Origin of the sequence: Nonomuraea sp. WAC 01424 (assembly GCF_003947315.1) — a bacterium.
In the GTDB taxonomy this organism is placed as follows: Bacteria; Actinomycetota; Actinomycetes; order Streptosporangiales; family Streptosporangiaceae; genus Nonomuraea; species Nonomuraea spiralis.
On record NZ_QHHZ01000001.1, the window covers coordinates 1,039,125 to 1,055,194 of the forward strand.

13 protein-coding genes are annotated in these 16,070 nt (G+C 72.7%); 4 read left to right on the plus strand and 9 right to left on the minus strand.

What is annotated here, in order from left to right; all coding sequences use genetic code 11:
- Positions 1 to 30 precede the first annotated feature (30 nt).
- Positions 31 to 660, plus strand: a complete 630-nt coding sequence (locus tag DMB42_RS04930; protein WP_125630954.1) for a DUF305 domain-containing protein — start codon at positions 31 to 33, stop codon at positions 658 to 660.
- A gap of 13 nt (positions 661 to 673) precedes the next feature.
- Positions 674 to 2,095 carry an NAD(P)/FAD-dependent oxidoreductase gene (locus DMB42_RS04935; RefSeq protein WP_260477485.1) on the plus strand — a complete coding sequence of 474 codons (1,422 nt, stop codon included), beginning with the start codon at positions 674 to 676 and terminating at the stop codon, positions 2,093 to 2,095.
- Between the two features lie 7 nt (positions 2,096 to 2,102).
- Here the strand turns inward: DMB42_RS04935 and DMB42_RS04940 are convergent, their stop codons facing one another.
- The 6 genes from DMB42_RS04940 to DMB42_RS04965 form a co-directional block, all read right to left on the minus strand.
- Positions 2,103 to 3,152, minus strand: a complete 1,050-nt coding sequence (locus tag DMB42_RS04940; protein WP_125630956.1) for a low specificity L-threonine aldolase — start codon at positions 3,150 to 3,152, stop codon at positions 2,103 to 2,105.
- Entirely contained in the window at positions 3,149 to 3,778 is a 630-nt protein-coding gene (locus DMB42_RS04945) for an SDR family NAD(P)-dependent oxidoreductase (RefSeq protein WP_185844457.1), read from the minus strand. The genes DMB42_RS04940 and DMB42_RS04945 overlap by 4 nt, the downstream gene beginning before the upstream one ends.
- Positions 3,775 to 5,838 (minus strand): DUF6421 family protein, encoded by a 2,064-nt coding sequence (locus DMB42_RS04950; protein WP_125630958.1) that lies wholly within the window; start codon positions 5,836 to 5,838, stop codon positions 3,775 to 3,777. Before DMB42_RS04950 ends, DMB42_RS04945 begins: the two co-directional genes overlap by 4 nt.
- Before the next feature lie 70 nt (positions 5,839 to 5,908).
- Positions 5,909 to 6,565, minus strand: coding sequence for a response regulator transcription factor (locus DMB42_RS04955; RefSeq protein ID WP_125630960.1), 657 nt, complete (start codon positions 6,563 to 6,565; stop codon positions 5,909 to 5,911).
- Between the two features lie 70 nt (positions 6,566 to 6,635).
- Positions 6,636 to 8,336: a serine/threonine-protein kinase gene (locus DMB42_RS04960; protein WP_125631249.1), complete on the minus strand. Its 1,701-nt coding sequence runs from the start codon at positions 8,334 to 8,336 to the stop codon at positions 6,636 to 6,638.
- Entirely contained in the window at positions 8,336 to 9,811 is a 1,476-nt protein-coding gene (locus DMB42_RS04965; protein WP_125630962.1) for a zinc ribbon domain-containing protein, read from the minus strand. The genes DMB42_RS04960 and DMB42_RS04965 overlap by 1 nt, the downstream gene beginning before the upstream one ends.
- 102 nt (positions 9,812 to 9,913) lie before the next feature.
- Here DMB42_RS04965 and DMB42_RS04970 point away from each other — a divergent pair, with 102 nt between their 5' ends.
- Entirely contained in the window at positions 9,914 to 11,908 is a 1,995-nt protein-coding gene (locus DMB42_RS04970) for a hydantoinase/oxoprolinase family protein (protein ID WP_125630964.1), read from the plus strand.
- Positions 11,905 to 13,590, plus strand: a complete 1,686-nt coding sequence (locus DMB42_RS04975; RefSeq protein ID WP_125630966.1) for a hydantoinase B/oxoprolinase family protein — start codon at positions 11,905 to 11,907, stop codon at positions 13,588 to 13,590. The genes DMB42_RS04970 and DMB42_RS04975 overlap by 4 nt, the downstream gene beginning before the upstream one ends.
- On the opposite strand, the gene DMB42_RS04980 is transcribed toward DMB42_RS04975, so the two are convergent.
- The 3 genes from DMB42_RS04980 to DMB42_RS04990 are packed head-to-tail and all read right to left on the minus strand — an operon-like array spanning position 13,574 to position 16,070.
- Complete coding sequence (locus tag DMB42_RS04980) at positions 13,574 to 14,263, minus strand: adenosylcobinamide amidohydrolase (RefSeq protein WP_125630968.1); 690 nt, start codon at positions 14,261 to 14,263, stop codon at positions 13,574 to 13,576. The two genes, DMB42_RS04975 and DMB42_RS04980, sit on opposite strands and share 17 nt — an antisense overlap.
- On the minus strand, positions 14,260 to 15,036 hold the full coding sequence (locus DMB42_RS04985) for an ABC transporter ATP-binding protein (RefSeq protein ID WP_125630970.1): 777 nt from the start codon (positions 15,034 to 15,036) through the stop codon (positions 14,260 to 14,262). Before DMB42_RS04985 ends, DMB42_RS04980 begins: the two co-directional genes overlap by 4 nt.
- Complete coding sequence (locus tag DMB42_RS04990; RefSeq protein WP_260477486.1) at positions 15,033 to 16,070, minus strand: iron ABC transporter permease; 1,038 nt, start codon at positions 16,068 to 16,070, stop codon at positions 15,033 to 15,035. The genes DMB42_RS04985 and DMB42_RS04990 overlap by 4 nt, the downstream gene beginning before the upstream one ends.

Consider the following 16,070-nt stretch of genomic DNA (forward strand, 5'->3'; position numbering starts at 1 on the left):
TGCGCGGGGGGTGGGTACGCTGGACTGGCCATGGAAAAGTCCGCCAGAAAACCCGTTCTGATCGTCTGCGCCGTGCTGGTGCTCGTCGCGGCGGCGTTCCTGCTGTTCGGCAGGGACGGCACCCCCGGCGACTCCTCGCCCGAGGCCGGGTTCGCCCGCGACATGGCCACGCATCACGCGCAGGCCGTGGAGATGGCGTTCGTCGTCCGCGACAAGAACCCGGCGAGAGAGATCAGGAACCTCGCCTTCGACATCATCACCACGCAGTCCAACCAGCGCGGCATGTTCCAGGGCTGGTTGCAGCAGTGGGACCTCGACCAGGCCACCGACCAGCGGCCGATGGCGTGGATGGCGGGCCACGGCCACGGCGCCACGCCCACGGCGCCGGGCGCGATGCCGGGCATGGCCTCGCCGCAGGAGCTGGCCAAGCTCAAGGAGCTGCAGGGAGCCCAGGCCGAGGTGCTGTTCCTCCAGCTCATGATCCGCCACCACGAAGGCGGCGTGGAGATGGCCGAGGGGCTGCTGAAGCTGTCCAAGCGGGACGAGGTGGTCAGCATGGCCCAGAAGATCGTCCAGGGGCAGAGCGGCGAGATCAAGCTGATGACCGACCTGCTCAAGCAGCGCGGCGCGCAGCCCTACCCGTCGATCCTGGCCTCCTGACCCGCGCGACGCCGTGATCACCGCAAGGGCCGAGACCGTCGTCGTGGGATCGGGCCCCAACGGGCTCATGGCCGCGGTCATGCTGGCCCGCGCCGGGCGCGAGGTGCTGCTGCTGGAGGCGGGCGCCGGGTTCGGCGGCGGGCTGCGTTCCGCCGAGCTGACGCTCCCCGGCCGGGTGCACGACCTCGGGGCGACCGTGATGGCGATGACGCTGGCCTCTCCGGCGTTCCGGGCGCTCCGCCTCGAAGGGGTGGAGTTCGTCCATCCGCCGGTGGCCCTGGCCCATCCGCTCGACGACCGTCCGGCCGTGCTGCTGCACCGCGACGCCGCCCGTACGGCCGAGGGGCTGGGCAGGGACGGCCGGGTGTGGCAGGCGACGGTCGGGGCGGCGGCGCGGGCCGGGTTCCCGCTCATGGAACTGCTGCTCAGCCCGCTCGGGCCGTGGCGGGCCACGCCGCGCGAGTTCGCGCGGGCCGCCAGGTTCGGGGCCTGGCCCGTGCTGCCGGCCACGGTGCTGGCCCGGGGCGCGCTGCGTACGGTGGAGGGCCGGGCGCTGCTCGCCGGGCTGGCCGCGCACTCGATGCTCGACCTGCGCTCCCCCACCAGCGCCGGCTACGGGCTGGCGCTCGGGGCGCTGGCGCACCTGGTCGGCTGGCCGCTGGTACGAGGCGGCTCCCAGGTGCTGGCCGACGCCCTGGTGGCCGAGCTCCGGTCGCTGGGCGGCCAGGCGGTCACCGGTCACCGGGTGGAGCGGCTCGACGAGCTCGACGCCCGTACGGTGGTGCTCGACGTGACTCCCCGGCAGTTCCTGGCGATGGCCGACCTGCCTCCCCGGTACCGCCGCGCGCTGAGCCGCTACCGCTACGGGCCCGGCGTCTTCAAGATGGACTGGGCGCTCGACGGGCCGGTGCCGTGGCGTGACCCGGAGGTCGGCCGGGCCGCGACCGTGCACCTCGGCGGCACGCTGGAGGAGATCGCCGTGGCCGAGGCCGAGGTCGCCGCCGGACGGCACTCGATGCGCCCGTACGTGCTGGCCGTGCAGCCGTACGCGGCCGATCCGACCAGGGGCGGGCACACGCTGTGGGCCTACTGCCACGTACCCAACGGCTCGACCGCGGACATGACGGACGCCGTCGAGGACCAGATCGAGCGCCACGCCCCGGGTTTCCGTGACCGGGTGCTGGCCAGGCACACGATGACCACCGCCGACCTGGAGGCGGTCAACCCCAACCTGGTCGGCGGTGACATCGGCGGCGGGCTCAACAGTCTGGCCCAGTTCCTGAGGCGGCCGGTCTGGTCACCCGCGCCGTGGCGCACCCCGTTGCCGGGGGTGTTCCTCTGCTCGGCCTCGACGCCGCCCGGGCCCGCCGTGCACGGGATGGGCGGCTGGCAGGCCGCCCGCCTGGCCACCCAGGCGGAGCGGCACGCCCGCTGACCTGGGGTCAGGCCCGCATCTCCTCGGCGACCGCCGCCGCGAACGCGTCCACGTCCGCCTCGGTGGTGTCGAAGGCGCACATCCAGCGCACCTCGCCGGTCGCCTCGTTCCAGGTGTAGAAGCGGAAGCGTTTCTGCAGCCGCTCGGTCACGTCCTTGGGCAGGATCGCGAAGACCGCGTTGGCCTCCACGGGCCGGGGCAGCGTGACGCCGGGGATGCGCGACACGGCCTCGGCCAGCCGCCGTCCCATGGCGTTGGCCTGCCGCGCGTTGCGCAACCACAGGTCGCCCGACAGCAGCGCCTCGAACTGGGCCGAGACGAACCGCATCTTGGACGACAACTGCATGAACGTCTTGCGGATGTAGTCGACGCCGGTGGCCGCCGACGGGTTGAGCACCACGACGGCCTCTCCGTACAGCAGGCCGATCTTGGTGCCGCCGAAGGAGAGCACGTCGACCCCCGCGTCGGTGGTCAGCGCCCGCATGGGGACGTCCAGCGCGGCGGCCGCGTTGGTCAGGCGCGAACCGTCGAGGTGGACGAGCAGGCCGAGATCGTGCGCGTGGGCGCAGATCGCCGCGATCTCCTCGGGCGTGTAGAGGGTGCCCCACTCGGTGGTGTTGGAGATGGACACCACCTTGGGCTGGGCCCGGTGCACGTCCCCGAAGCCCCACGCCTGGCGGTCGATCAGCTCGGGGGTGAGCTTGCCGTCGGGCGTGGGCACGGTGAGCAGCTTGATGCCGCCCGCCACCTCGGGGGCGCCGCCCTCGTCGGTGTGGATGTGGGCGCTCTCCGCGCAGATGACCGCCTCCCAGTGGGCGGTCATCGAGCGCAGCGAGACGACGTTCGCCGCCGTGCCGTTGAAGACCGGCCAGACCTGCGCCGAGTCGCCGAAGTGCCGCTGGAAGACCTGGCTCAGCGCCTCGGTGTAGACGTCGTCGCCATAGGCGATCTGGTGACCGCCGTTGGCCTGGACGATGGCCTGGAGGATCTCGGGGTGCACGCCGGCGTAGTTGTCGCTGGCGAACGCCTTGAGCTGGGGGTCGTGCCGGGGGATCAAGAAGTGAGGTCCAATCGGGTGCCGTTGATGTCTGCGGCGGGACGGTCGTAGAGACCGGCGATCGCCTCGGCCAGGTCGCCGACGTCGGTGAAACCGGCGAACCTCGCCTCGGGCTTCGCGGCCCGCATCGCGTCGTTGACCAGGGCCTTCACCACCAGGATGACCGCCGCCGCGTCGGTGTCCGACAGCGCGTCGGCCAGGGAGAGCGTCCACGCCTCCGAGGCCGCCTTGGCCGCCGCGTAGGCCGCGCCGCCCGCGGTGGGGCGCTCGGCGGCCTTGGCCGAGACGATCACGAACCGGCCGTTGTCGCTCTTGCGCAGCAGCGGCTCGAAGGCCAGCGACACGTGCTGGAGCGTACGGATCAGCAGGTCGTGCAGGTCGTCCCAGTCCTCCAGGCGGGTCTCGGCGAAGGTGCGCGAGCCGCGCCAGCCGCCGACCAGGTGGACCACACCGTCCACACGGCCGTGCTCGGCGTCGATCCGCGCGGCCAGGTCCTGTACGGCCGCCCGGTCGAGCAGATCGACGTCCTGCTTGTCGACACCGATCACGGTGTGCCCCTGCTTGCGGAAGTGCTCGGAGACGGCCTCTCCGGTGGGGCCGCCGGCCCCCGTCACCAGGATGATCATGCGCGGATCCCCTTAGTCGAATCGACCACGTCCGTCAGCTTACGGCGCAGGGCCTCGTAGAACATGCTGAGCGGGAACTCGTCCGGCAGCACCGCGTCCACCTTGGCCTTCTGCTCCTCCGGCAGCGCCTGGACGCCCTTGGCCCACACCGAGCCGGGGGCCGGCGGGACGTACGCGCCGACCAGCTCGTGCGCGGCCAGCCAGTGGGCCAGCTTGGACCGGTCGATGCTGTCGCGGTACAACTTCTCGACCTCGCCCCGCAGGTCGGCCACGCCGTCGGCGACGCGCTGCCAGTCGATCGTGAGGCGGTTGTCGGTCCAGCGCACGATGTCGTTGCGGTGCAGGTAGGCGAAGAGCAGCTGGCCGCCGAGCCCGTCGTAGTTGCGCACCCGGTCACCGGTGACCGGGAACCGGAACAGCCGGTCGAACAGGATCGCGAGCTGCACGTACCGGGCGTGCGGGACGCCCTTGCCCTCCAGCTCAACGGCCTCGCCGAACGCGGTCAGGTCGCAGCGCAGCTCCTCCAGCGAGTACAGCCAGTACGGCATCCGCTGCTTGATCATGAACGGGTCGAACGGCAGGTCGCCGTGGCTGTGCGTACGGTCGTGGATCAGGTCCCACAACACGAACGTGTCCTGGGCGAGCTGCTGGGAGTCCAGCAGCCGGGCGGCGTCCGGCGGCAGGTCGAGGCGCAGCGTGGCGGCGGCGGCCGCCGAGACCCGGCGGAACCTGGCCGACTCGCGGTCGGCGAAGATGCCGCCCCAGGTGAAGCGCTCGGGCGTCGTCCGGACGGCGACCGTCTCGGGGAACAGCACGGCCGAGTGGGTCTCGTAGCCGGAGGTGAAGTCCTCGAACGCGATCGGCACGAACATCGGGTTGTCGTAGCCGCCCGCCTCCAGCCGGGCCAGCCAGTCGGGCCAGATCGTCCGGATCCAGACGGCCTCGATGTTGCGGGTGAGGTTGCCGTTCTGGGTGTACATGGGGAACACGACGACGTGCTCCAGGCCGTCCACGCGCTGGGTGTCGGGGTGGAAGAGGTTCAGGGCGTCCAGGAAGTCGGGCACGCCGAGGTCCTGCTCGACCCACGCGGCCAGGTCGTCCTGGACGGCCTGGAGGTACGCGGCGTCGTGGGCGAAATAGGGCGAAATCTCGCCCACGCAGCGGCCGATCTCGGCCACCAGCGCCTTGGCCCGCTCCTTCTCCTCCGGCACCGAGCCGTCCTTGACCTGCAGCGGCCGCAGCTCCTCCACGGCCGCCTTGAGCCGGGCGAACAGGGCGGCCTTGGCCTCGTCCCGGGTTCCGGCGGCCTCGTCGCCGCCGGGGACGCGGGCGGCCCAGGTGACCACGTTGCCCCACAGGGTGCGGTGGTCGTAGTCCTCGATCGAGTCGTCGCCGAACAGGTCGGAGTCGGCGAACACGACGACCCGGCCCTTGCCGCGCCGCAGCACGACGGCCAGCGGCGCGCCCGCCGGGTCGGCGGTGGCCGAGGTGGCGAACAGGACCGTTCCATGCTCGGGCGCGGTCAGCACGCCGGAGCGGTAGAAGCAGGCCCGCTGCACTCCGGCCAGCACGCCGTCGCCCGTGGCGCGCTCGGCGAGCACCCAGGTGGCGACCTCGCGATGGGCGTTCCTCGGGTCGCGCACGGTGGTGTGGCCGACGCCGACGCCGAAGCGGGCGAGCAGGTCGGCGAGGTTGTTGCCGTACTTGTCCTGCTCCTCCTCGGCCAGCACCACGAGCCCGCCGCCCTCGGCCACGAACGACTCGACCGCGTCCAGCTCGGCGTCGGCGAAGACCGGGCTGCCCTGGCCGGTGGTGCGCTCCCACCGGTCGCCCGACGGGTGGGCGATCACCAGGACGTCATGAGCGGACAGCGTCTCGCGCGTGAGAGCGCCCTCGGTGTGGGCGAGCACCTCGTGCCCCAGATGGCGCAGCGCGCCGGCGGCGCGCGCGTAGCTGTTGTCGTCGGGATGGGCGGGATTGATGGTCTCGGCGACCTCGCGGCGGATGGTCCACGACTCGCTGTGGGCCTCGTCGAACAGCACCCGGGGGAACGATGGCATGAAATATCTCCTGTTACTGCCGCCTTTTCACGGAAAATATACACATAGGTACCCCCCTATCCGTCAAACCTCAGGCGGCTCCTGGACGCACAACCCCTGATTCGTAGGCGAAGACGACCGCCTGGGCCCGGTCGCGCAGGCACAGTTTCATCAGCACTCTGGCCACGTGCGTCTTGACCGTGGCCTCGCCGACGTACAGGTCCCTGGCGATCTCGGCGTTCGTCAGGCCCCGGGCCAGCAGCCGCAGCACCTCCAGCTCGCGCGGCGTCAGCTCGGCCAGCATGGGCGAGGGCGTGGGGTCGGCGCGCCCGGCGAAGGTGGCGATGACCCGGCTGGTCACGGCCGGGTCGAGCAGCGCGTCACCGGCGTGCACCACCCTGATCGCCTCCAGGAGCTGCTCGGGCGGCGACACCTTCAGCAGGAACCCGCTGGTGCCGGCGCGCAGCGCGGCGTAGAGGTTCTCGTCGGTGTCGAACGTGGTCAGCGTGATGACCTTGGGCGGCGACGGCGTGTCGAGCAGTTCCTTGGCCGCCGCCAGCCCGTCGAGCCGGGGCATGGAGATGTCCATGAGGACGATGTCCGGTCTCGTGCGCCGGGCCACCGCGATGGCCTCGCGCCCGTCGCCGGCCTCGCCGACGACCTCCATGCCGGGGTCGCTCTCGACGACCATGCGCAGCCCGGCCCTGACCATCGCCTGGTCGTCGGCGATGACGATTCGAATGCCCACACGCGGAGGGTAGACGCCGGATGCCCGGCTTGAACACCCAGGTCAAGCTGGGCACAAGTCAGTTACAAGTCTACGAGGGCCGCACGCTCTGCCGCACGCGCGTCTGGACGGCGTCGTCGCAGGTGTTCTTGGCGCAGAAGTACATCACGAGCATGGTCTTGGGCTGCCGGTCGATCACGTAGCTGACGAAACCGAGGCGGGTGCCGCTCGCCGGGTCGTGCAGCGCGCCGTCGAAGCGGGTGGCCGGGCTGTTGCCCGCCTGGTCCTGGACCGGCTTGCCCAGGTCCACCTGGCCGGGCAGCAGGTTGTCCATCTTGCTCTTCATCTGCTCGGAGTCGCCGCCCGCGTCCAGGGTGTCGGAGACCTGGACGTACACGCCCGTGGCGCTGTCGGGGTCGTCGGCGACGATCTGGGAGACCGCCGACCAGTCGGCGCCGGGACCGGCCACGAACAGGGACTCGAACTCGGTGGCGTGTGGCGAGGCCAGCGCGAACAGGTCCTGGTGGGTGCGCGCGGTCCAGTCGCCCGGGTACTCGAAGGTGAGCGGCGCGGCGGCGCTGGCGGCGTAGCGGGACCAGGTGTCGCCGCGGTGGTTGAAGATGATCATCGCGACCAGGGCCAGCGCGGCCACGGCGGCCACGAGCGTGACGGCCACGATCGGCAGCCGTCCGGGGCGTCTGGCCGGCGCCGAGGGCTGGGTGGGCGCCCCCTGCGGATGCCGGCCCAGTGCCGCGTGCGGCCCCGAGGGCTGTCCCAGGCCGCGCGGGCCCGTCTGGGGCACTCCGTACGGGATCTGCCGCGCTCCCGTCTGAGGGACCGCCTGAGGCCCGGTGCGGGGCCCTGTGGGCGGGCCTGTGTGCGGGCCCGTGGGCGGGACGGCGTGCGGGATCAGGTGGGGGCCGGAGGAAGGCCCGCCGCCGGGCCCGGCCTCCTGGTCGCTGATCGCGTCGCGCAGCGCGGTCACGAACTCGGTGCAGGTGGCGTAGCGCTCCTCGGGCGCCTTGGCCAGCGCCCGCGTCATCACGACGTCCACCTGCGGCGGCAGTTCCGGTCGTAGCTGCGACAGCGGCGCGGGGTGCTCGGCCAGGTGCGCCCACAGCAGCGCGATGTCGTTCTCCCGCTGGAACGGCAGCCGCGCGCTCAGCGCCTCGTAGACCACGCAGGCCAGCGCGTACTGGTCGCACCGGCCGTCGATGTGCTCCTTGTTGATCTGCTCGGGCGACATGTACCTCGGCGTGCCGATGAACTGGTCGGTCTGGGTCAGCCCGGAGATCGACGAGCGGTGCTTGGTGATGCCGAAGTCGGTGAGGTAGACGTGGTCGCCGGCCAGCAGGATGTTGGCCGGTTTCACGTCGCGGTGGATCAGGTCGTGGGCGTGCGCGGCGTCGAGCGCGGCGGCCGTCTGGGCGAAGATCTGGTTGGCCTGGGCGAGCGGCAGCGGCCCCCGGTCGTAGATGAGCCGGCGCAGGTCGAGGCCGTCGACGTAGCGCATGGCGATGTACAGGACGCCGTCGGCGTCGGCGTTGGCCTCGTAGATCGGGATGATGTTGGGGTGCTCGATGCTGGCGACGGTCCTCGACTCCAGGATGAACCGCTGCCGGAACCTGTCGTCGACGGAGAGCACCGGGTTGAGGATCTTCAACGCCACGCGGCGGCTGAGCCGGGGGTCGAGCGCCAGGTAGACGACGGCCATGCCGCCCTTGCCGACGATGTCCTCGATGTAGTACCCGGCCACCTCCTGGCCGATGAGCGATCTGTCGTTCAATTGCATCACGTCTCGATGGGATGGCCGCAGTAGCCGCAGAAACGATGGGCCGGGCCGAGCCTCATCCCGCACGAGGTGCAGTACTTGACCGGCGGGGAGTCGGGGGCGGTCATCACCTGCTGCTGCTGGGCGGCCACCTGGAACGGCTGCGAGCGCCGTACGACGACGGTCTGGCTCGCGCCCTCGTCGAACGGCCCGGCCGCCGGAAGGGGTTGTGGCAGCTCGATCGGTTTCTCCGGCGCGCGCCGCCGCCACAACAGGTACGCCCCGCCGCCCGCGGCGAGGAACAACACCCCGGCCGCCAGCAGGAACGGCCACAACGGCGTGGACCGCGACGGGGGCGCCGCCACCTGTTTGGTGCCCTGGTCCTCGGGCCCGCCGCGCTTGGCCAGCGACGTCTTCAGCAGGTTGGCGGCCACCACGTTGCCGGGATAGAGCTCCAGCACACGCTGGAAGCCCGGCGCCGCCTCCGTGTAGTACTTGGTGTGGTAGCGGGTCAGCGCCGCCTCGAAGGCGGTGTCGATCGCGCCCCTGCGCGGCGCGACCTTGGCCGCGGCCAGGGTGGCGGTGATCTCCCTGACTCCCAGCATGGTGGCTTCCTTGCCGCCGCCGATGAGCATGCCGATGACGTGCCCGTCCTTGTCGCCGATCACCGGCGCCCCGGCCAGCACGTCGTCGGCCAGCGCGCCCAGCTTGACCGGCTCGTCGACCTTCTTCTCCGGGTCGGCGAACGGCCTGCCGGTCGCGCCGGCCTGGCCGCCCTTGGACAGGTGGGCGATCTGCACGCTCTCCTGGACGTTCGGGCCCGGCCGGCCGAGGAAGCCGGCCACGTTGGTCGGCGAGCCCTCCTGATCGGGCACCTTGTCGGCGAGCGGCGCGGTGGGCATGCCGACGCCGCCGGAGGCGGGGGTGAGCGGGATCAGCACGGCGGGGGTGTCGGGGGTCTTGCCGGCCTTGATGCACTTGTACTTCAGGCCGGTCTCGCTGGCCGGCGAGACGTTGGGGAACACCGTGATGTCGGTGGTGACGTCGATGATGCAGGTGGCGGTGCTGGTCTTCGGCGGGTAGCACTCCTGGAGGTGGTGGTTGAGCTGGTCGTCCTTGAGCGTGTGCTTCTCGTAGTCCAGCGGGATCTTGACCTTGTGGTGCTCGGCGAAGATCTTGTTGGCGGCGTACACGGCGACGTCGTTGGGGTTGACCGCGTTGCGTCTGAGCGTGACGACGTCACCCTCGGGGTTGACGACCGTCCCGGTGCCCGACGCGAACGGGATGTCGTAGGAGCGCTCCACGTGTTTGAGCTCGCCGATGTGGTCGAGCAGGGTGATCTCGACGTGGGACACCGCCTCCACGCGCACCACGGCGGGCGTCACCAGGTCGGTGATGCCGCTGGGATGGTTGTGCGCCGCGGCGGGGATCGAGGGGATCGCGAGCAGCACGAGCAGCGCCGCCACGCCGCCCGCCAGAGCTGTGATGCGCGCCATCTTTGCTCCAAACACTGAATAGGTCCAGGTTCCCAATCAGATGCGGTAAGTCAAGAGATCGATACATAGACAAGCGCTTGCTCGGGGCCTTAACGTACCGGGATGGGGTACGCGATCGGCGTCGATGTCGGCGGCACCTTCACTGACGTGGTCCTGAGCGGCCCGGACGGCGTCGCCGCCGTGGCGAAGTGTTTGAGCACCCACGACGACCCCATCGCCGGCATAGTCACCGGCGTTACTCGCGTGCTCGGATCCGTGGACCCCGCGCGGGTCACCCGCGTCGTGCACGCCACCACGCTGGCCACCAACGCGGTGCTCGAACGTACGGGCGCGCGGGTGGCGTTCGTGACCACCCGGGGCTTTCGCGCCGTCGTACCGCTCGGCCGCTACGCCCGCGTGGAGGAGGACCGGTACGACCTGCGCTTCACGCCGCCCCCTCCCCCGGTCGCGCCCGGCGACTGCTTCGAGGTGGACGAGCGCGTCTCGGCCCGAGGCGACGTCCTGACCCCCCTCGACCCCGCCTCGGTACGTCGGGCCGCGGCGGAGATCGCCCGGCGCGGCATCACCTCGGCGGCCGTCTGCCTGCTGCACTCCTACGCCGAGCCCGCCCACGAACGGCAGGCGGCGGCGATCCTGCGCGAACGCGTGCCGCACGTGGTGGCCTCCTGCGAGATCTGGCCGGAGATCCGCGAGTACGAGCGCGCCACCACGACCATCATGTCGGCCTACATCGGCCCGCTGATGGCCTCCTACCTGTCGCGCCTGCGCGAATGCCTGGCCGCGATGGGGATCGACGCCCCCGTCCACGTCATGGAGTCGGGCGGCGGGGTGATCTCGGCCGAGCTGGCCGCCGGACGCGCCGTGGCCGCCATCGAGTCGGGACCGGCCGCCGGGGTGCTGGCGGCGGCGGGCACCGGGCTGCCGGACGTGATCTCCTTCGACATGGGCGGCACGACGGCCAAGGCGTGCGTGGTGCGCGGAGGCCGTCCGGAGATCACCCACGAGTTCCACGTGGGCGGCAAGGGCAGCTTCGGCGGGCGGCGCGCGGGCACCGGCGTGCCGATCAAGACGCCGGCCATCGACCTGGCCGAGGTCGGCGCGGGCGGGGGCAGCATCGCGTGGCTGGACCCGGCGGGCGCGCTGCGCGTGGGCCCGCGCTCGGCGGGCTCCTCCCCCGGCCCCGCCTGCTACGGGCTCGGCGGCGGCGACCCCACCGTCACGGACGCGAACCTCGTGCTCGGCTACCTCTCCTCGGCCTCGATCCCGCTCTCCGCGCCGCTCGCGGCCAAGGCCCTGGACCGGCTCGCCGGGCCGCTCGGGGTGTCGCGGGAGGCGGCGGCGCACGCCGTGCACGAGATCGTGAGCGCCGCCATGGCCTCGGCGGTGCACGTGGTGACGGTCCAGCGCGGGATCGACCCGCGCGGGTTCGCGCTGGTGGCGTTCGGGGGCGCGGGGCCGATGCACGCGGCCGGGGTGGCGCGGCGGTTCGGGATCACGACGGTGGTGGTGCCGGCGTACTGCGGGGTGGCCTCGGCGGCGGGGCTGCTGGCGGGGGCGCTGTCGACGGACCGGGTGTTGTCGCGGCTGGACGCGGGCGACCCGGAGGGGATCTTCGCCGGGCTGGCCGCCGAGGCCGCCGCCGACCTGGGGGTCCCGGAGGTGCGGGTGGCGCGGTCGGTGGACGTGCGGTTCAGGGGCCAGTCGCACGAGCTGACGGTGGAGTGGTCGGAGTCACGGGAAGAGCTTGAGTCCCGATTCTTCGCGAAATATGCGCAGGTGTACGGGATCGCGCAGCAAGGGGAGATCGAGCTGGTCAGCTACCGCGTCCGCGTCACCGACCCCCCCGCGACCGGCGTCCCCGCCACCCCGCCGCCCGCCACGGGCGCGCGGGCAGGGACACCCGGGCGGAGGAGGGCGTACTTCCCCGAGGCCGGGGGGTACGCCGACGTCCCCGTGCACACCCGGGCCACGCTGGATCGTGTGGGCGGCCCGGCGATCGTCGAGGACGCCGAGTCCACGATCGTGGTCCCGCCCGGCTGGCACGCCGCGCCCGGCGCCGCCGGAGCCGTGCTCCTGACCGGGGACGGCGCCGCGTGAACGACTCGCTGACCGCCGAGGTGCTCAGGAACGCGCTGGTCGTGGCCGCCGAGGAGGCCGGCATCGTGGTGGTGCGCTCGGCCTGGTCGACGTTCGTCGTGGAGGGCTCCGACGCCTCGGCGGCCGTCCTGGACTCCGGGGGCCGCCTGATCGCGCAGTCCATGGCCACCACGCTGATGAACAGCATGGCCCTGAAGGTGGCCCTGCCCGAGCTGCTGAAGGACTTCCCGCCGCACACCATGCGGCCCGGCGAGGCGTACGCGCTCAACGACGCCTACCGGGGCGGCGTGCACACCAACGACCTGCTGGTCTACCGGCCGGTGTTCGCGGGCGGCGTCCCGGTGTACTTCACCGCGACCATGATCCACGTCTCCGACCTGGGCGGGCTGTCGGCCGGCGGCATGGCCCCGCTGGCCACCGACGTCTTCCTCGAAGGGCTCCAGCTCCCGCCCGTCCGCCTGGCAACCCGGGACGGACTCGAACCGGCCGTCGAGGCCATCCTGCGGGCCAACAGCCGTACACCCGACAAGGTGATGGGCGACGTACGGGCGCTGGTGGCCGGGACGGCGGTGGCCGCCGCCCGCCTGGAGTCCCTGATGGCCGAGCACGGCGAGGACGGGCTGGCCGCGGGCGTCGAGGACTACCTCGACCACACCGAGACCCGGACCCGCGCGGCGCTGGCCGAGCTGCCCCGGGGGCGGTTCGAGGCGTCGTACCCGATCGACGACGACGGCGTGCGTCCCGGCGTGGCCCACCACGTCCGCGTCGCCGTGACGCTCGGCGGCGACGCGGCCGTGCTCGACTTCACCGGCACCGGGCCGCAGGTGCCCGCCGCGATCAACGCCTCGGCGTCGCAGTCGCTCGCCGCGGCCGTCTTCGCGGTCCGCTGCTTCCTCGATCCCACGATCCCGATGAACGACGGCTGTCTGCGCGCGATCGAGGTCGTCCTGCCGGAGGGCTCCCTGCTGAACGCCCGCTCCCCCCACCCCTGCGGCGGCCGGTACGTCCCCATCTACGCCGCCATGGAGGCCGTGTTCCAGGCGCTGGGTGACGCGGTGCCGGAACGGGCGATCGCGGCGAGCGGGATCCTGCAGCCGTTCTCGATCGCGGCGGTGGGGGCGCCGTACTGGATCCATCTGTCCTACGACTTCGGCGGGGTAGGCGCCCGGCCGGGCCTGGACGGTCCCGACGCGACGGGCGTGCACTTCGGCATCGGCCGCAACTCGGTGCCGCAGGCCGAGCCGGTGGAGAGCCGCTGCCCGCTGATCGTGGAGTCCATCGGCACGATCCCCGACTCCGGCGGCCCCGGCCGCTTCAGGGGCGGGCTCGGCTCGCGTACGGTCTACCGCTTCCTGGCCGACTGCCACGTCACCACCCGCGGCGACCGCCTCCGCCTGCCGCCCCCGGGCCGGGACGGCGGCCTGCCCGGCCGGGTGGGCGGCTTCCACCGGCGTCATCTGGACGGGCAGATGGAACGCCTGGCCTCGAAGGTGAACAACGTACGGTTCGCGGCGGGCGAGGCGTTCGTCGTGGAGACGACGGGCGGAGGCGGCCTCGGCCCCCCGTCCGAACGGGACCCGGCGGCGATCCTGGCCGACCTGGAGTCGGGCCACGTCACCCCGCGCGGCGCGTACGAGGACTACGGCTTCGAGGCCGCGGGGCCGGTCAGTCCGGCCGGATGAGCCCGTCGGGGCCGTCCCCGCCGGAGGGACGGGCGCCCGGGTAGTCGCCGGGACGCCACGCCTCGGCGCCGCGGCGGACGGCGGCGTGGACGGCGCGGGCCGCGCGGGCTCCCCACTCCGAGCGCGGGCCGCCGAAGAGCTCCTCGGGCCCGTGGTCCGGGACCACCGCGCAGACGGCGTCCGAGGCCGTGCCCGTGCCGGGGAAACCGGCCTCCAGCAGCGCCTGGGTCTTGGCCTCCGTGACGGTCATGACCAGGTTCACCAGGGCGGCGTCGGTCATGGCCACGGGCAGGACGGTCACGATGTTGACGGTGCCGACCTTCATGGGGGCGAGCTCGGGGTCGGCGGCGCCCTCCGGGGCGGCGGCCCAGGTGGGGACGAGCAGCCCGACGGTGGCCACGGCCTCGGCTCCCCCGTCGGCGGCCCGGACGTACCGGTCGACCGAGGCGGCGGTCAGCATGCCGACGCCGGGTCCGGACGGGCCCAGCGAGATCAGGTGGTCGACCGGGTCCATCCGCGCGTAACCGGCGACCACCTGGGCGTTCAGCACCCACTCGCGGGGGCCGATGCCGCCGCCGAGCATGGCCGAGGAGATCATGCGGAAGCCCGGACCGAACTCCCACAGCAGGGAGCCCAACCGGGTGCCCTCCTCCACGCGATAGGTCAGTTTCACGTTCCCCCTCGTACCAGGTGGACCACGGGCCGGCCGTCCGGGCCCGGCTCGATCTTGACACGGGCGTCGAAGTGCCGTCCGATCAGGGACTCGGTGAGCACCTGGTCGGGACGGCCCGCGGCGGCGGCGCGGCCGTCGGCCAGCAGCATGAGGGAGTCGGCGTACAGGCCGGCGACGGTCAGGTCGTGCAGGGTGGTGACGACGGTCAGGCCGTCGGCGCGCCTGAGCCGGTCGACGAGTTCGAGCACCTGCTGCTGGTGGCCGAGGTCGAGCGCGGTGGTGGGCTCGTCGAGCAGCAGCACGGGGGCCTGCTGGGCCAGCGCCCTGGCCAGCACGACGCGCTGGCGCTCGCCGCCGGACAGCTCGCCGACGCGGCGTCCGGCGAAGGAGGTCAGGTCCAGCCGGTCGAGCACGGACGCGGTCACCTCGCGATCGTGCCGGCTCTCCCGTCCCAGATAGGGGATGTACGGCGTGCGCCCCAGCAGCGCGTAGTCGAAGACCGTCATGTCGGGCGGCAGGGCGGGCGCCTGCGGGGCGTAGGCCAGCAGCCTGGCGCGCTCGCGGGGCTTGAGCCCGGCGGCGGGCCGCTCGTCCACGACGACGTCGCCCCGGTGCGGGGTGACGGCGCCGACGACGGTCTTGAGCAGCGTGGACTTGCCCGCGCCGTTGGGCCCGATGATCGCCAGCCATTCGCCGCGCCGTACGCGCAGGTCGACGCCGGTCAGCACGTCGCGCTCGCCGAGGCGCACCGACAGGGCCCGCACGCCGATCACGTGGCGACCCGCCGGGTCATGCGCAGCACGCCGACGAAGAACGGCGCCCCGACGAACATCGTCACGACGCCGATGGGCAACTCCGCCGGCGCGATCACGGTACGGGCGATGAGGTCGGCCAGCACGAGGAACGCCGCGCCGCCGATCAACGACAGCGGCAGCACGATCCGGTACGAACCGCCCGCCAGCCGCCGGACCACGTGCGGCACGACCACGCCGACGAACCCGATCAGCCCGCTCACCGCGACCGCCGAAGCGGTGGCCAGGGAGGCGGCCACGAGCACGGTCAGGCGTACCCGGCCGGCGCGTACGCCGAGGCTGCCGGCCTCCTCTTCGCCGACGCTGAGCACGTCCAGCATCCGGCCGTGCAGGAGGAGCAGCGTGGCCGAGACCACGGCGTACGGCAGGACCAGCGTGAGCTGGTCCCACCCGCCGCCGACGTCGCCGAGTATCCAGGAGTAGATGCGCTCCAGCTGCTCGACCTTGAGCTGCTGGACGAACGTCTGGATCGCGGTCAGGAACGACGTGACCGCGACCCCGGCCAGCACCAGCGTCGCGGTGCCGCCGCCGGAGCGGCCGGCCGCGTTGCCCAGCGTGTACGCCAGGAACACCCCGCCCACCGCCCCCGCGAAGGCGGCGACGGGGATGCTCGCGCTCGTCCCCGGCAGCAGCACGATGGCCAGCGTCGTGGCCAGCCCGGCGCCGGAGGCGGCCCCCAGCAGGTACGGGTCGGCCAGCGGGTTGCGGAACACGCCCTGGTACCCGGCCCCGGCCATGGCCAGCAGCCCGCCCACGACCGCGGCGACGAGCACTCTGGGCAGGCGCAGCTCGTACAGCAGGCCCTGCTCGACCGGCGCGAGGCCCGAGTCGGCCGAGACGAACGGCAGCCAGTCCACCACCTGGAGGACCACCTGCCACGGCGAGATGTCCGCCGCGCCGCCGAGCAGCCCGGCGACCATCGTGACGGCGAGCAGGACGAGGGCGCCCGCCACCCAGACCGGCCGCGCCCGCGACGGCTGCGCCTTGCCCGTCAC